The organism is Pseudomonas sp. HP_12, assembly GCF_055283955.1.
The window spans coordinates 36,737-61,354 of the sequence record NZ_JBTOQG010000013.1 but is presented as its reverse complement, the minus strand read 5'-3'; the positions used below and the strand labels follow the sequence as shown (position 1 = coordinate 61,354).

30 protein-coding genes are annotated in these 24,618 nt (G+C 61.2%); 13 read left to right on the top strand and 17 right to left on the bottom strand.

Annotation, left to right across the window (positions count from 1 at the left end):
* From ACYASU_RS12335 to ACYASU_RS12295, 9 genes are all read right to left on the bottom strand, one after another.
* On the bottom strand, positions 1 to 468 hold the full coding sequence (locus tag ACYASU_RS12335) for a GNAT family N-acetyltransferase (protein WP_463582968.1): 468 nt from the start codon (positions 466 to 468) through the stop codon (positions 1 to 3).
* Positions 465 to 4,142 carry a transporter substrate-binding domain-containing protein gene (locus ACYASU_RS12330; protein WP_463582967.1) on the bottom strand — a complete coding sequence of 1,226 codons (3,678 nt, stop codon included), beginning with the start codon at positions 4,140 to 4,142 and terminating at the stop codon, positions 465 to 467. Before ACYASU_RS12330 ends, ACYASU_RS12335 begins: the two co-directional genes overlap by 4 nt.
* A gap of 8 nt (positions 4,143 to 4,150) precedes the next feature.
* Positions 4,151 to 4,777 (bottom strand): response regulator transcription factor, encoded by a 627-nt coding sequence (locus tag ACYASU_RS12325; protein WP_065991486.1) that lies wholly within the window; start codon positions 4,775 to 4,777, stop codon positions 4,151 to 4,153.
* Between the two features lie 363 nt (positions 4,778 to 5,140).
* On the bottom strand, positions 5,141 to 5,530 hold the full coding sequence (locus ACYASU_RS12320) for a response regulator (protein ID WP_463582966.1): 390 nt from the start codon (positions 5,528 to 5,530) through the stop codon (positions 5,141 to 5,143).
* A gap of 308 nt (positions 5,531 to 5,838) precedes the next feature.
* On the bottom strand, positions 5,839 to 7,170 hold the full coding sequence (locus tag ACYASU_RS12315) for a deoxyguanosinetriphosphate triphosphohydrolase (RefSeq protein WP_192172014.1): 1,332 nt from the start codon (positions 7,168 to 7,170) through the stop codon (positions 5,839 to 5,841).
* A 95-nt stretch (positions 7,171 to 7,265) separates the two neighbouring features.
* A complete protein-coding gene (locus ACYASU_RS12310) occupies positions 7,266 to 8,429 on the bottom strand; it encodes an EAL domain-containing protein (RefSeq protein WP_463582965.1) in 1,164 nt (387 codons plus the stop codon).
* A 142-nt stretch (positions 8,430 to 8,571) separates the two neighbouring features.
* Positions 8,572 to 8,913 carry a hypothetical protein gene (locus ACYASU_RS12305; protein ID WP_463582964.1) on the bottom strand — a complete coding sequence of 114 codons (342 nt, stop codon included), beginning with the start codon at positions 8,911 to 8,913 and terminating at the stop codon, positions 8,572 to 8,574.
* Entirely contained in the window at positions 8,910 to 9,296 is a 387-nt protein-coding gene (locus ACYASU_RS12300) for a phage holin family protein (RefSeq protein ID WP_463582963.1), read from the bottom strand. The genes ACYASU_RS12305 and ACYASU_RS12300 overlap by 4 nt, the downstream gene beginning before the upstream one ends.
* A 5-nt stretch (positions 9,297 to 9,301) precedes the next feature.
* Positions 9,302 to 9,616 (bottom strand): ElaB/YgaM/YqjD family protein, encoded by a 315-nt coding sequence (locus ACYASU_RS12295; RefSeq protein WP_065991492.1) that lies wholly within the window; start codon positions 9,614 to 9,616, stop codon positions 9,302 to 9,304.
* Positions 9,617 to 9,876: 260 nt separating this feature from the next.
* Between ACYASU_RS12295 and ACYASU_RS12290 the strand changes: the two genes are divergently transcribed.
* Positions 9,877 to 10,116 carry a glutaredoxin family protein gene (locus ACYASU_RS12290; RefSeq protein WP_282371516.1) on the top strand — a complete coding sequence of 80 codons (240 nt, stop codon included), beginning with the start codon at positions 9,877 to 9,879 and terminating at the stop codon, positions 10,114 to 10,116.
* 57 nt (positions 10,117 to 10,173) lie between these two features.
* On the opposite strand, the gene ACYASU_RS12285 is transcribed toward ACYASU_RS12290, so the two are convergent.
* Positions 10,174 to 10,440, bottom strand: coding sequence for a hypothetical protein (locus ACYASU_RS12285; protein ID WP_192172009.1), 267 nt, complete (start codon positions 10,438 to 10,440; stop codon positions 10,174 to 10,176).
* A 483-nt stretch (positions 10,441 to 10,923) separates the two neighbouring features.
* On the opposite strand from ACYASU_RS12285, the gene ACYASU_RS12280 reads away from it, so the two are divergent.
* Positions 10,924 to 11,814, top strand: a complete 891-nt coding sequence (locus tag ACYASU_RS12280; protein ID WP_463582962.1) for a pseudouridine synthase — start codon at positions 10,924 to 10,926, stop codon at positions 11,812 to 11,814.
* A gap of 113 nt (positions 11,815 to 11,927) precedes the next feature.
* Here ACYASU_RS12280 and ACYASU_RS12275 read toward each other — a convergent pair whose 3' ends face one another.
* Both ACYASU_RS12275 and mobA read right to left on the bottom strand, forming a co-directional pair.
* Entirely contained in the window at positions 11,928 to 12,152 is a 225-nt protein-coding gene (locus ACYASU_RS12275; protein ID WP_074887297.1) for a YgdI/YgdR family lipoprotein, read from the bottom strand.
* An 84-nt stretch (positions 12,153 to 12,236) separates the two neighbouring features.
* Positions 12,237 to 12,830 carry a molybdenum cofactor guanylyltransferase MobA gene (gene mobA, locus ACYASU_RS12270; protein WP_463582961.1) on the bottom strand — a complete coding sequence of 198 codons (594 nt, stop codon included), beginning with the start codon at positions 12,828 to 12,830 and terminating at the stop codon, positions 12,237 to 12,239.
* Positions 12,831 to 12,908: 78 nt separating this feature from the next.
* Here mobA and moaB point away from each other — a divergent pair, with 78 nt between their 5' ends.
* Positions 12,909 to 13,448, top strand: coding sequence for a molybdenum cofactor biosynthesis protein B (moaB, locus tag ACYASU_RS12265; protein ID WP_122538205.1), 540 nt, complete (start codon positions 12,909 to 12,911; stop codon positions 13,446 to 13,448).
* A 6-nt stretch (positions 13,449 to 13,454) separates the two neighbouring features.
* Positions 13,455 to 14,669, top strand: coding sequence for a molybdopterin molybdotransferase MoeA (locus tag ACYASU_RS12260; protein WP_463582960.1), 1,215 nt, complete (start codon positions 13,455 to 13,457; stop codon positions 14,667 to 14,669).
* 230 nt (positions 14,670 to 14,899) lie between these two features.
* On the opposite strand, the gene ACYASU_RS12255 is transcribed toward ACYASU_RS12260, so the two are convergent.
* On the bottom strand, positions 14,900 to 16,732 hold the full coding sequence (locus ACYASU_RS12255; RefSeq protein WP_463582959.1) for a monovalent cation:proton antiporter-2 (CPA2) family protein: 1,833 nt from the start codon (positions 16,730 to 16,732) through the stop codon (positions 14,900 to 14,902).
* 254 nt (positions 16,733 to 16,986) lie between these two features.
* Between ACYASU_RS12255 and ACYASU_RS12250 the strand changes: the two genes are divergently transcribed.
* The 3 genes from ACYASU_RS12250 to ACYASU_RS12240 all read left to right on the top strand — a co-directional run bounded on the left by ACYASU_RS12250 (position 16,987) and on the right by ACYASU_RS12240 (position 18,183).
* A complete protein-coding gene (locus tag ACYASU_RS12250; RefSeq protein WP_122538211.1) occupies positions 16,987 to 17,175 on the top strand; it encodes a hypothetical protein in 189 nt (62 codons plus the stop codon).
* 148 nt (positions 17,176 to 17,323) lie between these two features.
* Positions 17,324 to 17,590 carry a PepSY domain-containing protein gene (locus ACYASU_RS12245; RefSeq protein ID WP_037010913.1) on the top strand — a complete coding sequence of 89 codons (267 nt, stop codon included), beginning with the start codon at positions 17,324 to 17,326 and terminating at the stop codon, positions 17,588 to 17,590.
* A 161-nt stretch (positions 17,591 to 17,751) separates the two neighbouring features.
* Positions 17,752 to 18,183, top strand: coding sequence for a GNAT family N-acetyltransferase (locus ACYASU_RS12240; protein WP_463582958.1), 432 nt, complete (start codon positions 17,752 to 17,754; stop codon positions 18,181 to 18,183).
* Positions 18,184 to 18,201: 18 nt separating this feature from the next.
* On the opposite strand, the gene ACYASU_RS12235 is transcribed toward ACYASU_RS12240, so the two are convergent.
* Complete coding sequence (locus ACYASU_RS12235) at positions 18,202 to 19,440, bottom strand: NAD(P)/FAD-dependent oxidoreductase (protein WP_463582988.1); 1,239 nt, start codon at positions 19,438 to 19,440, stop codon at positions 18,202 to 18,204.
* 185 nt (positions 19,441 to 19,625) lie between these two features.
* Between ACYASU_RS12235 and ACYASU_RS12230 the strand changes: the two genes are divergently transcribed.
* Both ACYASU_RS12230 and ACYASU_RS12225 read left to right on the top strand, forming a co-directional pair.
* Positions 19,626 to 20,657, top strand: coding sequence for an Ldh family oxidoreductase (locus tag ACYASU_RS12230; protein WP_463582957.1), 1,032 nt, complete (start codon positions 19,626 to 19,628; stop codon positions 20,655 to 20,657).
* Between the two features lie 160 nt (positions 20,658 to 20,817).
* On the top strand, positions 20,818 to 21,057 hold the full coding sequence (locus tag ACYASU_RS12225; protein WP_463582956.1) for a hypothetical protein: 240 nt from the start codon (positions 20,818 to 20,820) through the stop codon (positions 21,055 to 21,057).
* A 39-nt stretch (positions 21,058 to 21,096) separates the two neighbouring features.
* Here the strand turns inward: ACYASU_RS12225 and ACYASU_RS12220 are convergent, their stop codons facing one another.
* On the bottom strand, positions 21,097 to 21,252 hold the full coding sequence (locus ACYASU_RS12220; protein WP_192172001.1) for a hypothetical protein: 156 nt from the start codon (positions 21,250 to 21,252) through the stop codon (positions 21,097 to 21,099).
* A 193-nt stretch (positions 21,253 to 21,445) separates the two neighbouring features.
* Here ACYASU_RS12220 and ACYASU_RS12215 point away from each other — a divergent pair, with 193 nt between their 5' ends.
* The 3 genes from ACYASU_RS12215 to map all read left to right on the top strand — a co-directional run bounded on the left by ACYASU_RS12215 (position 21,446) and on the right by map (position 22,919).
* Positions 21,446 to 21,790 carry a helix-turn-helix domain-containing protein gene (locus ACYASU_RS12215; protein WP_192172000.1) on the top strand — a complete coding sequence of 115 codons (345 nt, stop codon included), beginning with the start codon at positions 21,446 to 21,448 and terminating at the stop codon, positions 21,788 to 21,790.
* 92 nt (positions 21,791 to 21,882) lie between these two features.
* Positions 21,883 to 22,137, top strand: coding sequence for a ParD-like family protein (locus tag ACYASU_RS12210; protein WP_265386147.1), 255 nt, complete (start codon positions 21,883 to 21,885; stop codon positions 22,135 to 22,137).
* Positions 22,134 to 22,919, top strand: coding sequence for a type I methionyl aminopeptidase (map, locus tag ACYASU_RS12205; protein WP_192171999.1), 786 nt, complete (start codon positions 22,134 to 22,136; stop codon positions 22,917 to 22,919). Before ACYASU_RS12210 ends, map begins: the two co-directional genes overlap by 4 nt.
* A 222-nt stretch (positions 22,920 to 23,141) precedes the next feature.
* Here map and ACYASU_RS12200 read toward each other — a convergent pair whose 3' ends face one another.
* On the bottom strand, positions 23,142 to 23,411 hold the full coding sequence (locus ACYASU_RS12200; RefSeq protein WP_192172285.1) for a hypothetical protein: 270 nt from the start codon (positions 23,409 to 23,411) through the stop codon (positions 23,142 to 23,144).
* A gap of 83 nt (positions 23,412 to 23,494) precedes the next feature.
* Positions 23,495 to 23,719 (bottom strand): DUF6555 family protein, encoded by a 225-nt coding sequence (locus tag ACYASU_RS12195; RefSeq protein ID WP_192171998.1) that lies wholly within the window; start codon positions 23,717 to 23,719, stop codon positions 23,495 to 23,497.
* Positions 23,720 to 24,201: 482 nt separating this feature from the next.
* Here ACYASU_RS12195 and ACYASU_RS12190 point away from each other — a divergent pair, with 482 nt between their 5' ends.
* Positions 24,202 to 24,531, top strand: a complete 330-nt coding sequence (locus ACYASU_RS12190; RefSeq protein ID WP_192171997.1) for a hypothetical protein — start codon at positions 24,202 to 24,204, stop codon at positions 24,529 to 24,531.
* Positions 24,532 to 24,618: the final 87 nt, after the last annotated feature.

The following is a 24,618-nucleotide window of genomic DNA, read 5'->3' as shown; positions in this document are numbered from 1 at the left end:
CTATAAATCCTTGCCCATGGTCATTTCACAGACAGCCATCCCCGACGTTTCGTACAGCCTCCGCGCCCCATGGTTGTCAGCAAATACGTTGAGCTCCAGACGCCGGATACCGCGCTCGACGGCCCACGCTTCGACGGCGCTCAGTGCCTGCCGGCTCAGGCCCTGACGTCGGAAGGCCTGATGAATCTCCAGGTCGTAGATGAACAGCCTGGCCGGCAACGGCGGGTCCTCTACGACGCCTACCCACAGGCTGCCCACCTCAACGCCTTCGTGGATGCATAGGCAGTAGAACCAATGCCCCTCGGTGTCCAGACCCTCCGCCAACAGGTCGTTGAAGTCAGCGCTGGCGCTTTCGAAGGCCAGCGCCTCAGACAATCCGTAGGTGCGCGCGATATCCCGGGCATACCCGGCGACCGAGCGGGCAGCAAATGCCTGAAAATCAGCGGCGGTCATCGGCATCAGCATCATGTCTGCGGCCCCGCCTGGGGCACGAGCGCTTTCCCGCGATAAGACACCAACGCCTGCTCCAGCGCGCCCATCGCCTCATAAAGGGCTGACTGCCGCTCGCCGATAGTGGCGGCCGGCGCTTCGGCCTCGCAGGCCGCTTCCAGCGCTTCGCAGCCCACGATGACAGCCGTCGCGGAAATGATGTTCGCGGCGCCGCGCACCTTGTGGCCGATGTCTTTCAGCTGCTCCGGGCGCGTGGTCGCGTTCAGCTCGGCGCGGTCCTGACGAATGCTGGCGATGAGTTGAGCGAGCAACCGCTCGTTCATGTCGGCCCTGCCGCCGGTCAGCGCTTCGATGGTGTGCGGGTCGAACACCGCCTGGGGCGGCTGAACGGGCACGGCGGGCAGCACGCCCGACGCAGGCGAAGCTCGCAGCGGCATGACCTTGCTCAAGCGGTCGTTCAGCGCGGTCAGGCTGATGGGTTTGAACAGGCAGTCATCCATGCCGGCATCACGGCAGCGTTGCTTTTCCTCCGGCTGCGCATTGGCGGTGTAGCCCAGCACGGTGCAGCGCGGACGTGCCTCGGTTTGCTCCAGCTGGCGGATGGCCCGCGTCAGGTCGTAGCCGTTCATGACCGGCATGTTGCAGTCGGCGATCACCAGATCGAAACGCTCCCCACGCCATCGCTCCAGAGCCTCGGCGCCCTGAAGCGCCATGTCGCAACGGTGCCCGAGGAAGCACAGTTGCTCGAACAGCAGCAGGCGGTTGGCCGGGTGATCGTCCACGATCAGAATGTGCAGCTGGCCCGAGGCGTGAGGCGCCGCCTCGCGGGCAATGCTTTTCGCATCGAGCGGCTCCAAGGTAGTGAATTCGAAGGTCATCTCGATTCGCGTGCCATCCCCGGGACGGCTGCTCAGCGTCAGGTTTCCGCCCATCATTTCGCACAGACTGCGACAGATCACCAGGCCCAGCCCTGCGCCAGTGCGCGCCAGCTGTCCTGATTGATCGACTTGGGCGAAGGGTGCAAACAGCCGCTGCTGGTCCTGCTCGGTGATCCCGATGCCGCTGTCGTGAATCACCACCTGCACGCGCATTTGCTGCGGGCTGCGGCCGGCTTCGGTCTGCAGGCTGATCTTGACCTGGCCCATTTCGGTGAATTTGATGGCGTTGCTGATGAGATTGGAAAGGATCTGCTTGAAGCGCAGCGGGTCGATCAGCACGTCCGTGTTGGTTCGCGCGTCCAGATCCAGGGCCAGCGTGAGGCTTTTTTGCCGGGCCAGGCCGTCGAACACCCGCACCACGGATTCGACCAGTTGGCGCAGATTGGCGCGCTCGGGGCTCAGGCTCAATCGGCCGGATTCGATGCGCGCGATGTCGAGAATGTCGCCGATCAGCTCCAGCAAATCCTTCGCCGAGCTGTAGGCCACTTCAATGGCCGGGCGGTCCAGATGGCCATGGTCGGCACGCTTCAGGGCCAGCTCGAGCATGCCGATGACCGCGTTCATGGGCGTGCGGATCTCATGGCTCATGGTCGCCAGAAAGGTGCTTTTGGCGCGGTTGGCATCGTCCGCCAGCTCCTTGGCCGTCTGCAGCTGCTCGATCAATTGCCGCCGTTCGCTGATGTCGATCCAGCCGCCAATGATGCCTTGCACTTTGCCGAGGGAATCGCGGAACGGCAGGATCCAGTGGTAGATCGTCAGCTCGCGGCCGCCGATGTGCAGCGAGCGATCCAGAATCAGCGGCTCGTTTTCGGCCATGACACGCTTGTAATCCTCGACGTAGCCCAGGGCCTCCTCAGTGTCGCTCAATATGCCGTCCAGAATGCTTTTGCCGATCACCTCCTCGCGCCGCGCGGCGAAGGCGGCGAGGTAGCTTTCGTTGCACATTTTCAGCAGGCCGTCGCGGTCGCGGACGTAGATGGGATGAGGCGTGCCATTGACCAGCGCGCTCATGAATTCGAACTGATCGTTGAGCGCTCGCTCGGCTCGCTCGCGCTGTTTGATCTGCCGGCGCATCCAGGCATTCCAGGCCAGCGAGCCCAGCAGCAGCAGGCTGGCGCCGCCGATGATTTGATAGATCAACAGCTCATAGTCGTGCCACGCGCCGCTGCTTGGCGGGGTATAGGTGCGCCAGCGATTGTTGATCGCGGCCAGGTCTTCCGGGGCGATGCTCGACAGCGCCTTGTCAAGAATCGAGGTCAGCTCGGTGGCATTGCGTGACGTGGCCATGGCAATGCGCGCCGGTTCCTGCCCGACCGTCACGCGCATCTGCAGCGTGTCGTTCAACGCCCGGGAGGACAGAAAATAACTGGCGCTGAACAGCGACGTGATGGCGCCCTCTGCCCGGCCGTGGGCGAGCATGTCCAGGGCTTGCGCCGGGTTGTCGACCTCCACCGGATAAATGCCCGGGTGGTGGTCGCGCAGGAAGGGCAGGATCGGGCTGCTGAGGGCCAGCGCCACCCGCTTGCCGTCCAGTTGATCGAGATTGGAGGGCGCCGAGGTTTCCTTGCGCGTGACCAGCACGAACACGTTGTCCATGTAGGGGCGGCTGAAATTGAAGCGGTTCTGGCGCTCTTCGCTGGGGATCATCGCGCCGATCAGGTCGGCCTGGCCCTGGCTCAACTGATTGGTCATGTCGTTCATGCTGGCGGCATGGCTGACTTTAAAGGTGAGCCCGGTGCGCAGGCGGATGAGTTCGAGTAAATCGGCGGTGACGCCGCTGAAATTGCCGGCCGCATCAAAGAACGTCAGCGGCGCGTAGGCTTCGTTGAACACCACTCGAACGGTCGGGTGCTGGGCGATCCAGCGTTCTTCCCGTTGATTGAGCTGCAGCTTCTGGTCGGTCAGCATCAGGTCGCTGCCGGCGCCCCAGCGTTTGGAAATGGCGATGCGCTCTTCCACCGGAATGCCCTTGAGCACCCGATTGACGATGTCCAGCAGTACCGGATTGGACGCCTCCACCGCGAAGCTGAAACCGTTTGCCTCGTGCTTGCCGAAATTGGCCATCTGCACGTTGTTCAGATAGCCCTTGTTGATCACGTAGTGAGTGGAAATCGTGTCCCCCAGAAACACGTCGGCCTGGTTGAAGGCCACGGCGTTGATCGCACTCTGGAAGGAGGGGAAGGTCTGCAGGCGCGCCTTGGGATACAGCGAGGCGATTTCGTCCGGTGGCAGGTAGTGATAAACCATGCTCAGGCGCAAACCGTTGAGGTCGCCGCTCAAGGGCCGGGTTTCTCCGGCGCGGGTCACCAGCACGGGCTGATCAACGGCGTAGGGCGTGGACAGCACGATCCCGCGTGACGCCGCCTCATAGCCGTTGGCGCTGCCCAGCAGGTCGATTTCGCCTTTGCTCAGCGCCTGCACCGCCTCGTCGCGGCTGGCGAAACGCAGGACCTTGACCGGCAGGTCGAGTACGCGCCCGAGAATGCCGACGTAATCGGCGGTAAAGCCTTCGTAGTCGTGCCCGGTCAGGGTCATGTCGAAAGGCGGGTAGTCCGGCGCGGAGGTGCCGACCACCAGTTCGCGCTTGTTGCGCACCCATTGCCACTGGGCGCGCTCCAGCGTCACGTCCATGTGCGCAGGGTTGGAGCGGCTGAGCAGCGTGTAGCGTTCCGGTGCCAAGGGATCTGCCTGGGTATCGAAGCCCACGCAGACCATCACGGCTGCTATCCAATAGTCCTTTAACGCCTTTGGCATCCTGTCTCTCACACTAGCGAATTGCGTTTTGCCATCTCGATAAGTTCTACCAGAGTCTTGGCCTTGAGTTTTTGCATCAAGCGGGTTTTGTAAGTGCTGACCGTTTTGTTGCTGAGGAACATGCCTTTGGCGATTTCCTTGTTTGTCCGCCCCTGGGCAAACAGTTGCAACACCATCAGTTCACGGTCATTGACGAGTTTGAAGCGCTCAAGCTCGTTGGGGTCACCCTCTTTTTTGATCGACGCGGCAAGGGCCTGACTGGGAAAGTAATTGTAGCCGGATAATACCGCTTTTACCGAGCTGACAAGTTCGCTGAGGTCTTCCTGCTTGCACACATAACCCGAGGCCCCCGACTGCATGCATCGGATGGCGAACAGGCTCGGCGCCTGAGCGGTGAGTACGAGAATCTTCGAGGGCAGGTTCATGGCGTTGAAGCGGGCGAGGACTTCGAGCCCGTCCAGCTTGGGGATGCTGATGTCGAGGATGATCAGGTCGGGCATGCATTCACGGACCATCTGCATGGCGTCGACGCCGTTGTCGGTCTCTCCGACCACCTCGTAATTTTCGTTTTCCAGAAGCATACGTATGGCCATGCGTATGACCGGGTGGTCGTCGATAATAAAAATTGAGTTCATGATGAATCCATAACGGGTGGCAAGAAAGCGCGCACCTTATCTCAGATGTTCAAGGCGCACATAAGGAGATCATGCCCGAAGCGCTATATAGGAATGTTCCTACAGAAATAAGCGTATGTGCGTACATGGATGCACGCAGCGGTCATGAATGTTTAATACGTAACTGCAGTTAGCATTGAATTAAATGCATTTAAACGCGCGTGTTTATTTCGAATCGGAATAACCCTACACATTCGAGAAACTGTGCCTACATTTTTAAAAAGGTCGCTTGGCGGATATCAACGGCAGGTCAGAACTGCGCACTCGGCAGTGGCCTGGATGAGTGCTGACACATACAGGGAAAGACCGGCATGCCAGCGAACATTACGCAGGTGTGGACAGCAGACTGATCAGCTCCAGGGTGTTGAGCGGTTTGCTCAGGCACCCCAGCAGTGGCAGGCCCATCGCTTTGGCTTCCGACTCAAGGGTGGCCAGCGGATCGGCATCGAGGCCGCTGAGCAGCACGGCGCGCTGGATCAACCCGCGCTGATTCGCCGTCTGTATCAGCTCCAGGCCGCACATACCGGGCAGACGCTGGTCGCAGAGCAGGAGGTCATAGGGTTCGGCGCTGCGCTCCATGGCGCCGAGTGCTTCGCTGGCATTGAGCGCCGGCGTGACGCGGTACAGGCCATGGTTGTTCAGCAGGATCTGCAAGGCGATCAGTTGAAACGGATGATCCTCTACCAGCAGGATTCGGAAATCTTTAGTGAACATCGGCGGTTCCAGACGTAGGGGAAGTGAGCGCCGCTGTTTGAAGGCGGGCCGGCGGCGCGCTCGCAGGGCGAGCGGTGTCTTCGGGAGGTAATGGGTCGAGTTGTCCCAAGGCTCGGAATGGCGCGGATTATTCGGCAGGGATGTACGACCAGCGATAAGGGCATTCCGACGGTTGTGTAGGAAATATCCGAAGTTGCTGTTGGATTGCCTGAAGGCCCAACGAGAAAAGCCCGAATCCGAGTCCTGATTCAGGGCCGGATTCGGGCTTTTGCCAGCGCCTTCGAAAGGCGCGACGGCCAAAGGCGCCGCTAGACGGGGCTGGAGTGGCCGGTCATTTCACGGGCCATTTCGCTGGCGTAGCTGTCGGTCATGCCGGCGATGAAATCGATGACCCGGAGAAAGGACGTGTGCAGCGGCCAGCTCGGGTCGGGTGCGTTATTGCCGAGCAGATCGAGAATGCGCCGGCTCTTGAACGACAGGTCATGCCCGCCGAATTGCTCCAGTGCCGCGCCGCAGAACGCATTGAGCAGGATCTCCAGCGTGGTGTAGGCGCCGATTTCGTGGAGCGTCTTGCGCTTGTCCTGAAAGATCTTCTTGCGCGCCATGTCCTTGGCGTTCAGCACGCAGCGTTTGGCCGGCCCGTGCATGTGCTCGACCAGATCACCGTGCAGTGTGCCGGCCAGCAGCGCGTCCTGCTGTTCGACGAACGCGCGAGCGGCGGCGTTGGTCAGGTGCTCGATGGCCTTGCCCCGCAGAATCGCCAGCTTGCGACGCCGCGAGTCATTCGGTCCCAACTGGCGATAGGTCTCCGGCAGGTCGTCGCCCACCAGGCCCAGCAGCAGCGACTCTACTTCGTCGTAGGTGAGCAGTTCCATTTCCAGGCCGTCTTCGAGATCGATCAGCGCGTAACAAATGTCGTCGGCCGCTTCCATCAGGTACACCAGCGGATGCCGCGCCCAGCGTTGGTCCTCGATCTGCGGCAGGCCGAGTTTGCCGGCGATCTGCTCCAGGATCGGCAGCTCGCTCTGGTAGCAACCGAACTTGTGTTTCTTGTAGCCCAGCGAGTCGGCGTGACGCGCCGTCCACGGGTATTTCAGGTAGGTGCCCAGGGTGGCGTAGGTCAGCCGCGTGCCGCCCTCGAACTGGTGGTATTCCAGCTGAGTCAGGACGCGGAAGCCTTGGGCATTGCCTTCGAAATTGAGGAAGTCATTGCGCTCGACCTCGCTCATCGCGTCCAGCCAGCCACGGCCGGCGGCCTGTTTGAACCAGTTGCGAATGGCGTCTTCGCCGGAGTGGCCGAACGGCGGGTTGCCGATGTCGTGGGCCAGGCAGGCCGATTGCACGACCATGCCCAGATCGCTGGGGTCACACCAGTCGGGCAGGGCGCTGCGCAGGGTTTCGCCGACGCGCATGCCCAGCGAGCGGCCGACGCAACTGACTTCCAGCGAGTGGGTCAGGCGCGTATGGATGTGGTCGTTGCTGGTGACCGGATGAACTTGAGTCTTGCGGCCGAGACGGCGAAAGGCCCCGGAGAAAATGATCCGGTCGTGATCCTTGTGGAACGGGCTGCGCCCCAATTCTTCAGGGCTGTGCAGGGTCTTGCCAAGGCGCTCGCGGGTGAGCAGGGTTTGCCAATCCAAGGCCGGTACTCCGTCGGGTGATTACCGCGCTAGCTTCCCGGTTCGTCCCGCACGCTGCAAGCACAAGATCGCCGATGCGGGATCAGGAAGCCTCATCAAAACCCGGCCGCGTCGACATCGATCAGCAACAGTCGCTCGCCGTTGTCGAAGAACTGCCCGGCCGTCAGGCAGTACTGATTGCTGGTGGCGTCGCGGTAGGTGCTCGACAGCGTCAGGCGCCGCTCGTGCCAGCCCTCGGCGAGCAGGTGATAGAAGTAGGGCCGCCAGGACCAGTTATGGCCCAGATACCGGGCGTCCGCCGTCCACGCCCCGTTGCGCCATTCCAGATTGGGCGTGAGCTGCGTGCCATGACGGTCGCACTGATAAAAGCGCAGCAGCCACGGGAAATCCGTCACCTGGGGCAAATCACTCAGCGGCGCATTGCCTTCGGCCCAGCGCTGCAGCCGGGACATCAATTGCGTGAGTTGCCTGCGCAGGGTCATCAGCTGCTCCCGCTCGGCGACTTTCTTCATCACGTAGCGATCGCGCAGGGCAGCGAAGCGGTCGACGAACGCATCGGCTGCGAAGAAATCCAGCTGCGCCGGGGCGAACAGATAGCCCTGGACATAACGCGAGCCGCATTCGAGGGCGAAGTCCAGTTCGGCTTCTGTCTCGACGCCTTCGGCGATGATCCAGCACCCGGTTTTCTCCGCCATCTGCGCGAGGGCCTTGACCACATCGCTGCTGGGGCCGCCCCGCGCTGCGGCCTGAAACAGGCGCATGTCCAGCTTGAGAATGTCCGGTTGCAATGCCAACACCCGGTCCAGCTGCGAATAGCCGGCGCCGAAATCATCGATGGCGATGCGTGCGCCGGCATCGCGGTAGCGGGCCACTACCTCATTGAGGCGCTGCCCGTCGCCGCTCAATTCAGTGATTTCGAAAACGATCCGTTCTGCGGGGATCCCATAGCTCTGCAGCTGTTTGAGGCTGGGTGGCGATTCATCGGGACGCAGGCGGCTGATCCAGCGCGGGGAGATGTTCAGGCTGAGGAACCAGTCGCCGGGCGCCTCATGGAAGCGGCTCAGGGCATTGTCGCGCACCTGCCGGTCCAGCCGACGCAATTGCACGGCCGGCCGCCGCGGATCCGCAAACAGCGGGCCGACCGATTGCAGGCTGCCATCCGCCTGGCGCAGGCGGCCTAGGGCTTCGATGCCGGCGATGCGGCCGGTCGCGGTGTCGATGAACGGCTGAAAACAGGCGAGGGGTTGCCCATCGAACACATGGCCTCCTTAGTGGCGATTGAGTGGGGTGGCGTTGGCGAGGGAGTGGCTGCAGGTTCTCGTTCGACAAGCACCGTCGCCTCACCCGATACGCATATCGGGCAAGGCGGGGTTTGTTAGCAAGAATGCAGCCAGAAGGCGTTTAGCGACGGCGGAACGAGTTCTGCAGGGCCATTTTGATCAACGGCAAAACGGTTGCGCTGAACTTGATCAGCCGGGTGACGCTGCCGGTTTTTTTGCTGCGTGTGCCCTTGCCGGTGAGAAATCCCAGCAGGGTGACGACGCCGACGCCCCACAGCGGCCCATGCTTGATGCCGAGGGAGCCGGGCAGGTCGGAGGCCATGCCGCGCATGCGTTGCAGGGGATGCATCAATCGCGAGGATTCCTGACGGATCTCTTGACGGTGCATCTCCATGCGCAAGCGGATCAATGCCTTGCGCAGCTCGCGACGATTGTGGGTCTGGGGCAATTGAGGTGTGCTCATGGCATCAGTCGCTCGCGGTCGTTGGCCAGTTCTTCCAGTGTTGAATGGAAGGGTGAGGACTCATCGAAAACAGCTGCCTTGAGCCGCATGGCGCAGAACAATGCCGCCAGGGTGTACAACCCGCACAAGCCGATGATTCCGTAGAGGCGATAGCTGTCCCAGACCAGAATCAGCAGCAGCGCGGACAGGCCGATGAGCAGCAGCAACGCGAAAACCAGCGCCAGGCCTGCGAACAGCAACAGCCTGACCGTACGGGCTTTCTGCTCCTGAAGCTCGATGCCGAACAGTTCGACATGGGTGTGCAACAGGCCCAGAATGGCCGCACCCAGCCGCCGTGGCGAAGAGGATTGTTCGGTCCCGGTTGGACCTGTCGGCTGCGTCATGGCCGTTAGCGCCGGGTGGCCAGCAGGCCCAGCAGGAAGCCGACGCCAGCTGCGATGCCTACCGATTGCCATGGATTGTTCTGAACATAGTCCTCAGTGACGATGACCGCTTCCTTGCCCCGTGCGCGCAGGGTTTCTTCGGTCAATTTGAGGGTCTCGCGGGCACGCAGCAGGCTTTCGCGAATCTGCTCACGCAGCTCGTCAGCCTGTTCACCGGCCAGGGAGGCCGTGTGCGCCAGCAGTTTTTCCGTATCGGCAACCAGCGTCTGGAAGTCAGACATCAAAATGTCCTGGGCTTTTTCTGCTGTAGGTCGAGCCATGGTTTTCTCCTTAGGGGATGACGATATGGGGTTTCGAGTATGGCGCATTCCTGGAGGTTCATTCCAATCGCGTGAACTGAGCCACCGTTTCGTCTGCAGCGGTTCTGCGCTGTTCCGGTGCACTCGGCGAACGTCGCGCTCCAGTGTGGGCGGGCGATTCGAAGAGCATCAGGACGCGTGCGCGGACTCGACGGTATCGGCGGCCGGTTCTAGACTTGTCGATCCAACCCTTGGAATCGCAGCCACAGAGGGGCCCATCCATGCCACCGGAATGTCAGCTGTTCGGAACGTTGGGGTGTCATTTGTGCGAGGTGGCCGAGGCCGTACTCATGCCGCTGGTGGAGCACGGCTTGATGGTGGAGCTGGTCGACATCGCCGAGCGCGAGGCGGACTACGAAACCTATGGTCTGAGGATTCCCGTGCTGAGGCGGGCAGACACCGGTGCCGAACTGGACTGGCCGTTCGACACCGATCAGGTCGTGCTGTTTCTGAGCGGCTGAAGCACACGTGATCAGGGCATGAACCCCCGCTTCAGCATCGGCTTCAGAGATTGCGGGTCAGAGGTATTGCGTGTCGACCACCATGGCTTGAGCGACGGCGGCTTTCTGCTCCTCGGTCATGCCGTCCCAGACGTGCACTTTGGCGTAGTAGCCCAGGCCGGCGACGATATACAGGCTCAGGGTCAGCACGATGAACACCGACATGAACGTCCAGCGACCCACGTCATGGTCTTCGTTGGAAAAGGACTGAGAGTAGTTTTCATCGTTCTGCGATGAAGTCCCGGTGGAGAGACGTTTGATCCATTGGAAGAATTGAACCAGCATGGGCGTAACCTCAAAAGTTGCGAAAGGAAATCTGTGGCCGGCAGCAGCGCTCAATGCGCGGTACAAATCCTGAAAACGAAAAAAGCCCGTCGATGACGGGCTTTCTTTTTATGAGTTTCAGGTCTGGCAGGCGTTTTCGATTTCGATCACGAGGCTGTTCGTGTCCGCTCGGATTCGCGCCTGCGTGCCGATTTCGAAACATTTTAGGACAAATCAATTTGCGCATCCAGCGCTGACCTAGGGTTGTCAGACAACTGGCGCCGGATTTCCGTGCGACATAACGTCGCGCACTTCTGTGTGGCGCGTGCTAGAGCCTCCCGGCAAAACTTATTTGCTCAGGCACCCGGTACAGGGGACTGATTTATTTACAGCGCTTCACCGTAAATTAATCTGTCCCCGCCTGAGCATCACCCTGTCGCGTAAAGATGCGCGGGCGCTGATAATGCCCACCCTGTCATCTCGTCATTCCAGCCTGAGCCGTTTATGCCCGCACCTGTGTTTACCGCCGCCCACCGTCAAGCCAGCACGTTGTATCTGCCGCCCGGGCCTTGGCTGACGGTGCTCGATTGCCTGTGCGAGCGCTTCAGTGCCATCAGCCGCGAGCAGTGGCTGGACCGCATCGCGCGGGGCAAGGTGCTCGACGCTGACGGCCAGCCGATCGCGGTGGACCTTGGTTACCGCGAAGGCTTGCGCATTCATTACTTTCGCGAAGTGCCCAACGAAGCGCCGATCCCGGTGCAGGAGTCGATCCTGTACGCCGACGAGCATCTGGTGGTCGCCGACAAGCCGCATTTTTTGCCCGTCACCCCGGCGGGCGAGTACGTCGAGCAGACCCTGCTGCGGCGATTGATTCGCACCCTCGACAATCCCGACCTGGTGCCCTTGCATCGCATCGACCGGCACACGGCGGGGTTGGTGCTGTTCTCGGCCAATAAGCAAACGCGGTCGGCGTATCAGGCGCTGTTTCCGACCCGGCGAATTGAAAAGCGCTACGAAGCGATCGCGCTTGCGCTCCCGGACATGGCGTTCCCGCGCGTTCACAAAAGCCGGCTGGTCGACGGTGAACCGTTCTTCCGCATGCAGGAGGGAGAGGGACCGAGCAACACGGAGACCCGCGTCGAAGTCAGCGAACAAAATGGCGGGCTCTGGCGTTACGCGCTGTACCCGGTGACGGGCAAAAAACATCAGCTGCGCGTGCACATGGCCGCTCTGGGCGCCGGCATCTGCAACGACCCGTTCTACCCCGACGTGCTCAAGGATGCCGTGGACGACTATGCCAATCCGCTCAAACTGCTCGCCCAGGGACTGCGCTTCATTGATCCGGTGACCGGAGAGGAAAGGGTTTTCGAGAGCCGGATCACACTGGATTGGTAACGCGGCTCAGGCCCGGCCTGGCCCGGTTATTCCAGGCAAAAAAAGACCCGCTCGATTGGCGGGTCTTTTGCTTTCAGCGGCGGTCTTTTCAAACCCTCGCGATCAAGCGGAGATCACAGTTCTTTAACGGTACGAACCTGATCTTTGTTGATGCGGGTTTCTTTACCGTCCAGCTGCTTGAACTCGTAGAAGCCCGACTCTTCGTCGTACTTCGGCTCGTCGGTTGCCTGGATTTCACGGCCGTCGTTCAGCGTGATTACCGTCGGCGAAGAGCAACCGGCCAAAGAGGCGAGGCTCAGTGCGAGCAGGAAGGCGGCAGGAAGAGTCCGTTGTTTCATTGCTGTGTCTCCGGGGTATTTTGTTTAGTGATGTGTCTGACGCAGAGTGTAACGGCAAAGTTCCATGAAACCTGCCTGCTGCGCTCAGGGCTTGCTCTCGGTCAATAGATCCGGCGTGTTCAGGTTGGCGAGACGGGGGTCGTCGGCCTCGCATTGCAACCCGACGGCGCGCAATTCTGCCATGGTCCGGCGCGGGCTGCGCTGTCCTTCCTGCCAATGCTGTTCGAACACCTGCGCGTGACAGGTGGGGATGCAACACAGGAGCGGCTCCCACTGCTCGCCCTGACGGACCATCACCGGCACGCCGGGGTTCGCAGCAGCGGCCTGGCGCAGGCCATCAAGAAGGGGGCGATCCAGCAGCGGCATGTCGCAGGGAATCACCAGCAGATAATCATGTTTCGCCACGGCGAGGCCTGCGCGAATACCTGCGTAGGGGCCGGGGAAATCCTGTTGCTCATCCTCGACCAGGCGGTCGGCGTAGCGCGCGTATTGTTCGCGGTTGCGGTTGCACGAAACGATCAGGTCGTCCGTGAGCGGTCGCACCAGCCCGTACAAATGCTCGATAAAGGGCTTGTCGCGCCACGTGATCAGGCCTTTGTCACGCCCGCCCATGCGCCGGCCCTGGCCACCGGCGAGCAGCAGGATGGAGCAGGGCGGCAGGGCTTCGGTAGGGGTCATGATCAGATCGGTCGGCGCGGTAAAAAACAGGTGCTGTGATATAACACCGCCCTGTTTCCTCTACAACCGGACCTCGCCATGAAAGCCAAGGCAGACTCGCCTTTCGTACCCCTGAATATCGCTGTTCTGACCGTCAGCGACACTCGCACCTTTGAAACCGATACCTCCGGCCAGATGTTCGTCGACCGCCTGACCGCCGCAGGTCATGGCCTGATCGAGCGCGTGCTGCTCAAGGATGACCTGTACAAGATCCGCGCCCAGGTGGCGACCTGGATCGCCGATGATGAAGTGCAGGTCGTGCTGATCACCGGCGGCACCGGTTTTACCGGCCGCGACAGCACCCCGGAAGCCGTGGCCTGCCTGCTGGACAAACAGGTGGACGGTTTTGGTGAGTTGTTCCGTCAGATCTCCCTGCCTGATATCGGCACCTCGACCATTCAGTCCCGCGCCCTTGCCGGTCTGGCCAATGGCACGCTGGTGTGCTGCCTGCCGGGCTCGACCAACGCCGTGCGCACCGGCTGGGATGGCATTCTCGCCGACCAGTTGAACAACAGCTTTCGCCCGTGCAACTTCGTGCCGCACCTGAAGAAGGCCGAACCCTGCGCGACGCGCGGGTGAGCTGCCATGAATGCACCTGAGATGAGTGGGCTGATGCCGGTCGAAGAGGCCATGCAGCGATTGATGGACCTCGCCGCCGCCGCACCGATCACCGAGCGTGAAACCGTGGCGCTGGCCGATGCCCAAGGACGCGTACTGGCCGAGGATCTGGTCTCGACGCTGGACTTGCCGCCGTGGCCGAACAGCGCCATGGACGGTTATGCGATGCGCGTCGCGGACTGGACCGGCGAGCCGCTGCCGGTGAGCCAGCGCATTTTCGCCGGGCAGGCACCTGAGCCGTTGCAGCCGGGCACCTGCGCGCGAATCTTCACCGGCGCTCCGGTTCCTGAGGGGGCTGACTGCGTCGAAATGCAGGAGAACGCCGAGGTCCAGGCGGACGCGACAGTGCGCTTTCTCGAGCCGTTGAGCTCCGGTCAGAACATTCGCCCGAAAGGGCAGGAAACCACCGTCGGCGACAAGGTACTGGACGCCGGTACGGTCATGAACCCGATCGAACTGGGCCTGGCCGCGACCATGGGGTTCGGCCATGTGCAGGTCGTGCGCCGCGCCCGGGTGGCTGTCCTGTCCACGGGTGACGAGTTGATCGAGCCGGGGCAGCCCCTGGGCCCGGGGCAGATCTACAACAGCAATCGCGTGTTGCTGTGCAGCTGGCTGACGCGACTGGGCTGCGAAGTGGTCGATGCGGGCATCCTTCCCGACAACCTCGAGAAAACCCGCGCTGCGCTGGGCAGCCTGAACAACGTTGACCTGATCCTCTCCACGGGCGGCGTGTCCGTCGGCGAAGCGGATTTTCTCGGCCACGCGCTGCGGGAAGAAGGCGAGATTGCGCTGTGGAAACTGGCGATCAAACCCGGCAAACCGCTGACCTTCGGCCATTTCCGTGGCGTGCCGGTGATCGGTCTGCCCGGCAACCCGGCGTCGACGCTGGTGACCTTCGCGTTGCTGGCGCGACCCTATCTGCTCAGACGCCTGGGCGTGCAGGCTGTCAAGCCGCTGCAGTTTCAGGTGCCTGCTGCATTCACCTGGACCAAACCGGGGAACCGGCGCGAGTACCTGCGCGGACGTCTTGAACAGGGCAGGCTGGTTGCCTACCGCAATCAGAGCTCGGGTGTGCTGCGCAGCGCCGCCTGGGCCGACGGGCTGATCGAGATTGTGGAAGGGACAACGGTGGCGGAGGGCGACCTGCTCAACTTCATTCCGCTGAGCGAAGTCATGGCCTGAAGAGGTGAGCCTTCTTCGGAAGGCTCAACCACACAAGCGGGCAGTGGGCGGGAGTTTTCACCCGCACCGCATAACGTGTGGGAGCGAGCTTGCTCGCGAAAGGGCCGGTGTTCGCTCCACATTTCCGGCGGCCAAAACACTGCCTTCGTGAGCAAGCTCACTCCCACAAGGTCTCATGCGCCGGTAATCGTGGCATGGGCCTGATCTTGCACGTCGAAATTCCGCTTGGTCTACTTCTTGACCTTCACCGCAGGCTGCGCATCACTCGCCTCTTCGTCCATCCGGTCAGACTCAAACAGCTCGGACAATTCAGTCCGGGCTTCCAGCGCGCTTTGCATGACCTTCGCGGCGTCGTCGTAGATCAGGTGCTGGCGATTCAGCACTTGTTCGTCATGACGCTTGAATCGATCGATGCGCGCGGCCGCCTGAGCTTCACTCAGGCCCAGCCCGATCAGCGTGCGGCGGGTCATTTCCAGGCTTGAATAGAACGTCTCCCGTACCGCTTCAGCGTCCAGATCCAGCAGCCGGTGAACGTGCTGGCGGTTACGGGCCCGGGCGATGATCTTCATATGCGGGTACAGCCTGCGCACCAGTTCGGCGGTCTTGATGTTGGTGTCCGGGTCGTCCGTGGCGATGACGAAATATTCGGCCTGGTCCACCTTCGCCGCGCGCAGAATTTCCGGGCGCAGGGGGTCGCCGTAGAACACCGGCACATTACCGAAGCTGCGGGTGAACTCGATGGTTTCCACCGAGGTGTCCAGCGCAATGAAAGGGATGTTCTGCGCGCGCAGGATACGCGCAACGATCTGCCCCATCCGGCCCATGCCGGCGATGACTACGCGCGGGTTGTCCGATTCGATTTCCTTGTACTCTGCCGGCACTTCCTTGATCACCGTCTTGGGCTTGAGCCAGCGCGACAGGGCCAGCAGCAGCAATGGCGTCAGCGCCATCGACAAGGTGATCGTCAGCACCAGCGTGTCGTACAGCGCGGCATCGAACAGGCCCTGATCGCGACCGATCTTGAACACCACGAAAGCAAATTCACCGCCCGCCGCCAGGACCAGCCCGAGACGCAGCGCACTTTGCTTGCCGAGCCCGCCCGCCAGACGACCGACGAAAAACAGCAGCGGCAACTTCAGGCCTATCAGCAACAGCGTCAGGCCCAGCACCGTGAACGGCGAGTTGATCAGCAGGCCGATGTTGGCGCCCATGCCGACGCTGATGAAGAACAACCCCAGCAGCAGGCCCTTGAACGGCTCGATCTGCGCTTCCAGCTCGTGGCGGTATTCAGAGTCCGCCAGCAGCAGGCCGGCAAGAAACGCCCCCAGCGCCATGGACACGCCCACCAGGTCCATCAGCCACGCCGTGCCGATCACCACCAGCAGCGCGGTCGCCGTGGAGACTTCCTGCAGCTTGGTTTTGGCGACGATGCGGAACACCGGCCGCAGCAGATAACGACCGCCGACCACCACAATGGCGATGCCGCCGAGCACTTGCAGGCCGTGACGCAGGGAATCGCCGGAACTGGCATCGTGGGAGCCGCCGGCCAGCATCGGCACCAGGGCAATCAGCGGGATGGCCGCGATGTCCTGAAACAGCAGAATAGCGAAGGCCAGGCGACCGTGGGGCGCGTTGAGCTCCTTGCGTTCGGCTAGGCTTTGCAGGCCAAAGGCGGTCGACGACAGCGCCAGCCCCAGGCCGAGCACCACGGCGCTGTTGAGCGGCTGATTGAAGCCCAGCAGCGCGACGGCGCCAATCACCACCCCGGTCAGCAGCACTTGTGCCATGCCGCCACCGAACACCGATTTGCGCATGGTCCAGAGGCGTCGCGGCGACAACTCCAGGCCAATGATGAACAACAGCAGCACCACGCCCAGTTCGGAGATGTGCGCGACGCTTTGCGGATCGCCGATCAGGCCCAGGCAAGACGGGCCGATGATCACACCCGCGATCAGGTAGCCAATCACGGCGCCCAGTTGCAGGCGTTTGGCCAGAGGAACCGTGACAACGGCGGCGAGCAGGAACACGACTGCGGCCTGCAACAGGCTGCCTTCATGGGGCATTGGGAACTCCTTGTTGAAAGAGGGCAGAGGAAGGATTCTGCGTTTGTTGCAGACCCGTCCTACCGCCCTGAAAACGCTTGAGCGACTGAAAAGTGCGCGTATTAAACCACGTGAAAGTGACGGACATCAGCGGCCGAGACGCTTCGCCGCAGGCCTGACGTGGGGGGTGGCGTGTCAGCGTCGACGTGAGCAGGTACCATGTCCGCACATTTGTACCGCGCCCCACATCTCGACCGGTTTTCAGGAATCCCGCAATGACCAACAAACAGCGTCTTATTTATTCGATCATCATCGCCTTGAGCGTTCTGGCGATCATGCTTGGCCTGTCCCATTTGCAGACCACCGGCGTGCTCAGCGAAAAGACCTTTCAATACATCGCGATCTTTGTCGCTGTCGTTGTCGTGGTCCTGAACGGCGTGCTGCGGCGCAAGGTCAAGCGCTGATCCACATTGGTGCTTTTTTAGCAGTGTCAGCGCTGCGACTTCATATGGCAGCATCAAGCGGTTACAAACCCCGGCTGAACTATTTTTCCGGTCACGAACTCCAAAAAATCGCATTCAAAAAGCCCGTACAGGGAAATGGAGTTCAATCATGATCAAGAAACTTACCGCTGCCGTTCTCGCCACCGCTGCCCTGACCACCGCACAGTTCGCCCTGGCGGACAAACCGGGCGCTGGCTGGATCACCATCGAAAAAGCGATCGAAAAAGCCAAGTCGGCAGGTTACACCGAGATCTACAAGATCGAAGCCGACGACAATGGCTACTGGGAAGGCGAAGGCCGCAAGGCGGACAGCCTGACCTACGAATTCCGCATCGACGGCACCTCCGGCAACGTCCTGCGCGATCAGAAAGACTGATCAATCCGGCGCTTGCGCGCGTGTGGGAGCCCCCGGGCTTCCACATCCATCCTCACCGAATCCCTCGCACTTCTTCTTCGCTTTAACCCCTTCTCGGCTTTACTCCCGCCTGTATATCCGACAACCTTGCCGTCCCCATTTCCGTCAGCAGGAAGCGACGCATGAGTGTCCGGATCGAATTCAAATCCAACCCCTCCGAAGAAGAACGCCTGCAGATCCTCGAGCCATTGAAGGATTACAACGCAGCCATGGCCGGCGACGGCAAGTCAGAAAAATTTGCGCTGTTTGTCCGCGACGAGCACACCGATGCCGTGCTCGGTGGCCTGCACGGCCGAATCCTCTACAGCTGGCTGTTCATCGAACTGCTCGTGGTGCCTGAACAGGCCCGGGGGCAGCGCATGGGCAGCCAGTTGATGAAGATGGCCGAAGACCTCGCCCGCGAACGGGGTTGCGTTGGCGTGTGGCTCGACACCTTTGATTTCCAGGCGCCCGAGTTCTATCGCAAGCATGGCTACGAGCAATTTGGTCAGCTGGATGACTATCCGCCCGGGCACCAGCGGCTGTTCTTCCAGAAGCGCTTGCAGGCACAGTAGTCAGCGGTGTGCTGAGGTTTACTTGAACCGGCCCGGGCTGTAAGGCGCGGGATCGGTGAACGGCGTGGCGCCGGTCATCATTTCCGCCAGCAGTCGGCCTGTGACCGGGCCGAGGGTCAGGCCGTGATGGGCGTGCCCGAAGTTGAACCACAGCCCGTTGTGGGAAGCCGCCGGCCCAATCACCGGGCGCATGTCCGGCAAACAGGGTCGGCGACCCAGCCAGGGTTCAGCGTCCAGCCGCTCGCCCAAGGGATAGAGCGTTCGGGCGATGGCTTCGCAGCGGCGCAGCTGGATCTCGTTGATCGGCGCGTCCGGCGCGGCGAACTCGACGCCGGTGGTGAGACGAATCCCCCGCGCCATGGGCGCCAGCACATACCCCGCCTGAGCGTCGATGATCGAGTGCTGCAACGGCGCATCCGGGTTTGCCGCGTAATGCATGTGATAACCGCGCTTGATCCCCAGGGGGATGGGGTATCCAAACCGGGCAGTCACCTCTGTCGATTGCGCCCCCAACGCTACTACCGCGTTTTGTGCCTGCACCTGTCCCTCGCGTGTTTCCACCCGCCAGCCGTCGTTGTGCTGACAAAGACTGCGCGCGTCACCCTTGAGCAACAGGCCGCCACGCTCGACGAACAGCGCGGCATAACCGCGGACCAGTGCACCGGGATCGCTCACGCTTTTCGGATCGAGCCAGTGAATGGCGCCCAGCGCTCCATTCAGGTGAGGTTCACGCTCGCGCAATTGGCCCGCATCGAGCACCTCGTAACGCAGGCCGTGACGGTCATAAGTGCGGGCGTCGGCCACTGCCAGATCAAATTCTGCCTGGTCGCGATAGCACTCGATCCAGCCCTTGGCACGGATCAGCGAGGTCATGCCTGAGGCCTCGGCCAGCCGGTCGTGCTCGCTGACGCAGCGTTCGATCAGCGGCAGCATTGCGCGGCTGGCGCTGGCCAGATTGGCGGGCGAAGAGTTTTGCCAGTACTGAAACAGCCAGGGCGCGATCTTTGGCAGCCAGGTCGGGTTGAAACGCATGGAGGATTGCCGGTTCAGTGCATAGCGCGCCAGCCGCGACCACTCGCGCGGAAAGGCGTAGGGGACGATGCTGGACCGTTCGATCAAGCCGGCATTGCCGTGGCTGGTACCAGCGCCGGGTTCATCGCGGTCCAGCAAGACGACCTGCTGGCCTGCCGCTTGCAGGTGCAGTGCAGAACAGACGCCGACGATACCGGCGCCGAGGACGACGGTTTGGCAATCCACGATCGGGCTATCAGCGGTGAGCGAATCCATTGAGCGGTCCTCGTTCGGTTGAGGGCAGGGCGGCTATTGCGCGAGGCCTGCAGTTTACCCGCTGGTTGCTGCGCATTACTCTTCAGAACAAGCGTCTCCGGACGCCTGCCCTCTCTGTTCCGCTTCCACTTCCAATAATCACAACGGAGCTTCAGATGCCTTCCACCCACGGTCGCCAGGCCACCCGGACGATTTCCTTTACTGATCTCACTGAGCTGCTGCGGCAGATCTTTGTGCGTCACGGCACCTCGCCAGAAGTCGCGCGGGTGCTGGCCGCCAATTGCGCGGCGGCTGAGCGCGACGGTTCCCACAGCCACGGCATCTTCCGCATCAAGGGCTATCTGTCGTCGCTGGCAGCGGGCTGGGTTGATGGTCGGGCTGAGCCAAGTATCGAGGACGTCGGCGCAGCGTTTGTGCGCGTCGATGCCATGGGCGGTTTTGCCCAGCCGGCGATGCAGGCCGCCAAGGCCCTTGTCATCGAGAAAGCACGCAGCGCCGGGATCGCCATTCTGGCCATCCGCAACTCCCATCACTTCGCCGCGCTGTGGCCGGACGTCGAGCCCTTCGCCCAGGAAGGGTTGGTGGCCTTGAGCGTGGTCAACAGCATGACCTGCGTCGTGCCCCACGATGCGCAAAAACCCTTGTTCGGTACCAACCCCATCGCCTTCGCCGCGCCACGGGCTGAGGGTCAGCCCGTCGTCTTTGACATGGCCACCAGCGCCATTGCCCATGGCGACGTGCAGATCGCCGCCCGAGAGGGGCGCCTGCTGCCGCCGGGGATGGGCGTCGACCGTAACGGCAATACGACCGAAGACCCGAAAGCCATTCTAGACGGAGGCGCGTTGCTGCCTTTTGGCGGTTACAAAGGATCGGCGCTGTCGATGATGGTGGAACTGCTGTCCGCCGCGCTCACAGGCGGCAATTTCTCCTTCGAGTTCGACATGTCGAAGTCTCCCGGCGCGCAAACCCCCTGGACCGGCCAGGTGATCATCGTCATTGATCCGGACAAGGGCAGCGGTCAGGCATTCGCCGAACGCAGCGAGGAACTGGTCCGGCAGATGCACGGCGTCGGCCAGCAGCGCATGCCGGGCGATCGCCGCTATCGTCAGCGCGAGCGTTCGTTGAAGGACGGGATTGCAGTGTCGGCAGAGGATCTCGATCGGCTGGAAGCGCTGGCTAAAGGTTAACGGCTGGACGCTGAATGACGTATAGGGACGGCGCGGAGCCTGCCTGAGTGAGCCCAAAACTCAGGCTCATCCCCATGACCATTCGTCGCGACAGGACTTGCGCTCGAGGGGCGTTGAAAATACTGTATGTTTAAACAGTATCGAGAAGAAGAGAGCGGCCATGCAAACCAATCAAGTCAACACCCGTCAGGAATTCGCTGCGCAGAAAAACGAGTCGTCATTCAGCAGCGTGTGGGGCAACGAGATGCAGCGTGAGGATTTTCTTGCTCTGGCGTCAGGACTTCGCCAGTTCAACGCCAGTCAGGCCGATATCGCATTTGTGCCATCAAGCGCGGCCGGTTACGCCACGGGCAACGCCAATGTCTATGGGGCTGAACAGGGTCAGCTCGCAGGGGAATGATGTCAGGAGCGTGCTCCCGGCAAGACAGCCTGGATTGATTCAGGGCTTGAATCGCACCAGCACCGGGACGGGCGTCTGACCGTTCACCGGGCCGTCTGCGTCAGGCTGGCGCATTTTACCGGTGCGAATCATCGCCAGGGCAATCAATGTGCCCACGGCCGACAGCGCCAACCAACCCAGTAAGAAAGAAATCATTGTCTGGTTCTCCGAACTACAGAAATCGGGCTGCCATTCAAAAAGAATAGCGGTACATCAGAACCTATCGGCCACGAAGGTGATTCCTTGAGCCGTCAATTCGGAAGATTGACCAAATGAGCCCAAGGGCGCAACTCCCTCGGACCAATGGGGTCTTGCTCTTTGAACACAGTCAACTTCAGGACCCTCCTTTATGAAAGATCTCGGCTCACGTCTGAAAGAAGAACGCAAACGGCTCGGGCTGTCGCAACAGGACTTCGGCTCCATCGGTGGCGTTGAGGCCAACGCCCAAGGCAAATACGAAAGCGGTGAACGCATCCCGCGTTCGGATTACCTGGCGGCGCTGGGCAAAAAAGGCATCGACGTCATGTACGTGCTGTCAGGCGAGAGGACCCCGATCGCCACCGACACGCTGAACGACGCGGAGCGGGCAGTCATTACTCATTACCGGGCGCTGAGCGAAGATGACCGCGAGGCGATTTCGCAATTGGCTACGTCGCTTTCAGAGTGCGCAACCGAGTTTTCACGCTCTGCATAAAAAGGGCACGCTCTGCTCGGAGGAATCACGAGGGCCGGTTGCAAGAAAATATATGGAACGTATATGCTCCGTATATTCTTCGAGAGGTCGGTATGGGACTGGTAAAAATTTCCGAACAGATGCACGCCAACATACGTTGCGCCAGCGCGGCCTTGAGTCGCTCGATCAATGCTCAGGCCGAACACTGGATGCGGGTGGGCATGCTCGCCGAGCTGCACCCCGGTCTGAATTACAGCGAGATCTGCCAGTTGCTGATCCGCGCTGAAACGTCTGGCGGCGCCGTATTGAGTCTTCAGCCCTGCGACCTGGTACCGGATCTGGCTCCGGCCCGGGCGGTGTCCCGATGAGCATCAGTCTCAAGACCGAAGCCGATCTGGTCGGGTTGCGTGTGGCGGGGCGCCTTGCCGCAGATGTGTTAGCGATGATCGCAGAGCACGTCAAGCCGGGCATTAGCACAGAAGCGCTGGATGACATTTGCAACGCCTACATTGTCAACGAGCTGAAAGTGATCCCTGCCAACGTGGGCTACCACGGGTTTACCAAAACCACCTGCATCTCGCCCAACACGGTCGTCTGCCATGGCATCCCGTCAGCGGATGACGTGCTTAAGGACGGCGACATCGTCAATATCGACGTCGCGGTCATCAAGGACGGCTGGTACGGCGATACCAGCCGCATGTACTACGTCGGGGAGGTCAGCCCGCTCGCCCGGCGTCTGGTTGAAACCACGTACGAAGCCACGCTGGCGGGGATACACGCCGTGAGACCCGGTGCGACCCTGGGCGACATCGGCCATGCCATCCAGAGCGTGGCCTATCGCGAAGGCTTCAGCGTAGTGCGTGAGTACTGCGGGCATGGCATCGGTCGCAAATACCACGAGGAACCTCAAGTCCTGCATTACGGCGCAGCGGGCAAGGGGTTGAAGCTCAAGACCGGCATGGTCTTCACCATCGAGCCGATGATCAACGCCGGTAAACCGGGCACTTACGTGCTGGATGATGGCTGGACCGTGCTCACCCGCGATCAGTCACTGTCGGCGCAGTGGGAACACATGGTGGCGGTGACCGAGACGGGCTTCGAGCTGCTGACCCCGTGGCCGGACGGCACGGGCGACTACCCGGCGGTCTGAGCGCGGCATTGAGCAAGGTTGAGCAAGTGGGTCTGGACGCATGAAGTCACAATAGCGAGCGTGACGAAAACGGGACTGAGCTTGTAGGCTCTTTCTCGTTCCCCTGTGGTGCTGCTTCCTGACAGGCTTTGGATGATCAGTGCAGGTAGCACCAGGGGAGAACACCACTTATCGGACCCAAAAAAACCGGCCTTGGCCGGTTTTTTGTTGCCTGCTTAAACCTTAATGTCTGGATGGCTCAGCTTCCAGCTGCCTGGCAGCCACGACTCCGGAAGAACTGAGTTTAACGGGGTACTTCAACGTGCGATCCCCTTCAGCAGGGCGGTTAACGCACCCGTCGTGAATCAATCCCGCCTCCTGCAAATGCTCAAGGGTGTCTGCAACCGCATTCTCCCCTCGGTAGTTGTCCAGAACTTCCTTGCCCAGGCCTGCCGGGTGGGCATGTAGCAACCGGGTCAGGACTTCCTGCTTCAGTGCGTTATCGATGGTCATGTTTACCTCGCTTTGCTGGTGTGATGAGCGCTGCTTGTAAATTCCGACCACGTGAATCCGGGTTTGTTTGCAGTTTTCCTCGATCAGGTGCGTTTCCATTGCACCTGCGTGACGCCCAGGCCTTCGGCGTAAAGCAGCGCGCGTTTCACCGGCCCCGCGCAGATGTGGCCCTCGACGGCGCCCACCCCTGCGTGCAAGGTCGCAAAATGCAGCGCGTCACTTTCGCAGAGATGATTGCCTTGATGATTGAAGTGCCGCGGCTCACCTTGAAACCGGTAATGAATTTCAAAATCCTTATAGTCATTCATGGTGCTGGCCTGTAGGGGCGTGCGTTAACGCCGGCTGAATGAGGGGGGGCTTGCTTCATGTACCTGACAGCCTGCACGTCGACTGCATCGGCATTGCTGTCACTTCATTTCGAGATCGATACAGGCTGATCAACTCTCGGTGGCCTTGGACCGTAATGCATCTCTACCTGAGACGGGCCATCCGCAATCGGGTTGCGAAGCGGCCGACCGGCGCAGAATTGCATACCTTCATGAGGGTTTAACATCGCCAGCCGATGGGCGGCCATGTGCCATATCGATATGAATATTCGCCATACATCCAGACGCGTTGACTAGGGATAACAGGGCGTTTTCGAGGGGATGCCGGGGATCAAACCCGCCCGCGAAGGTGAATGCTGGAGGGGTCGGAAATGTTTTGTGCGGAAAAGGCAAATTGATGGCCCGCTTCGACCGGCTTTTCTGAAAAAATCCTTTTTTATCAATTGATTCCGGGATGAACCTGTATGCGCAGTGTGGGCTTGGCGGTAGTGGCGGTTTTTCTGGCAGCGGTGTCCGTGACCGCGCACGCCAAAGACCTCAGCAAGAACGACCTGCAGGTCTGCAAATGGGGAGCAGGTGTCGCGGGGGCGGCGCAGCAGTCAAAGCTTTCTGGCACCACCCTCTACAGCGCGCGCAAAAAACTGCAGAGCCGTAAGTTCGCCAAGCCGTGGATGAGCAAGATGGCGCTGGGCATCACGGAACAGACCTACAAAAGCCCTTCGAAGCTCAAACCCGCCGCAGTGAAGCAAACCTACTACGAGGGCTGCATCCAGCACGACCTGGCGCGTAAATGACTGGGGGGTGATTCGGCGTTGGGCAGCCACTCAAGTCGCCTTTCACGGCGTGGCAGGCGACTTGAGCAGGGATCGGCGCGCGCCGCT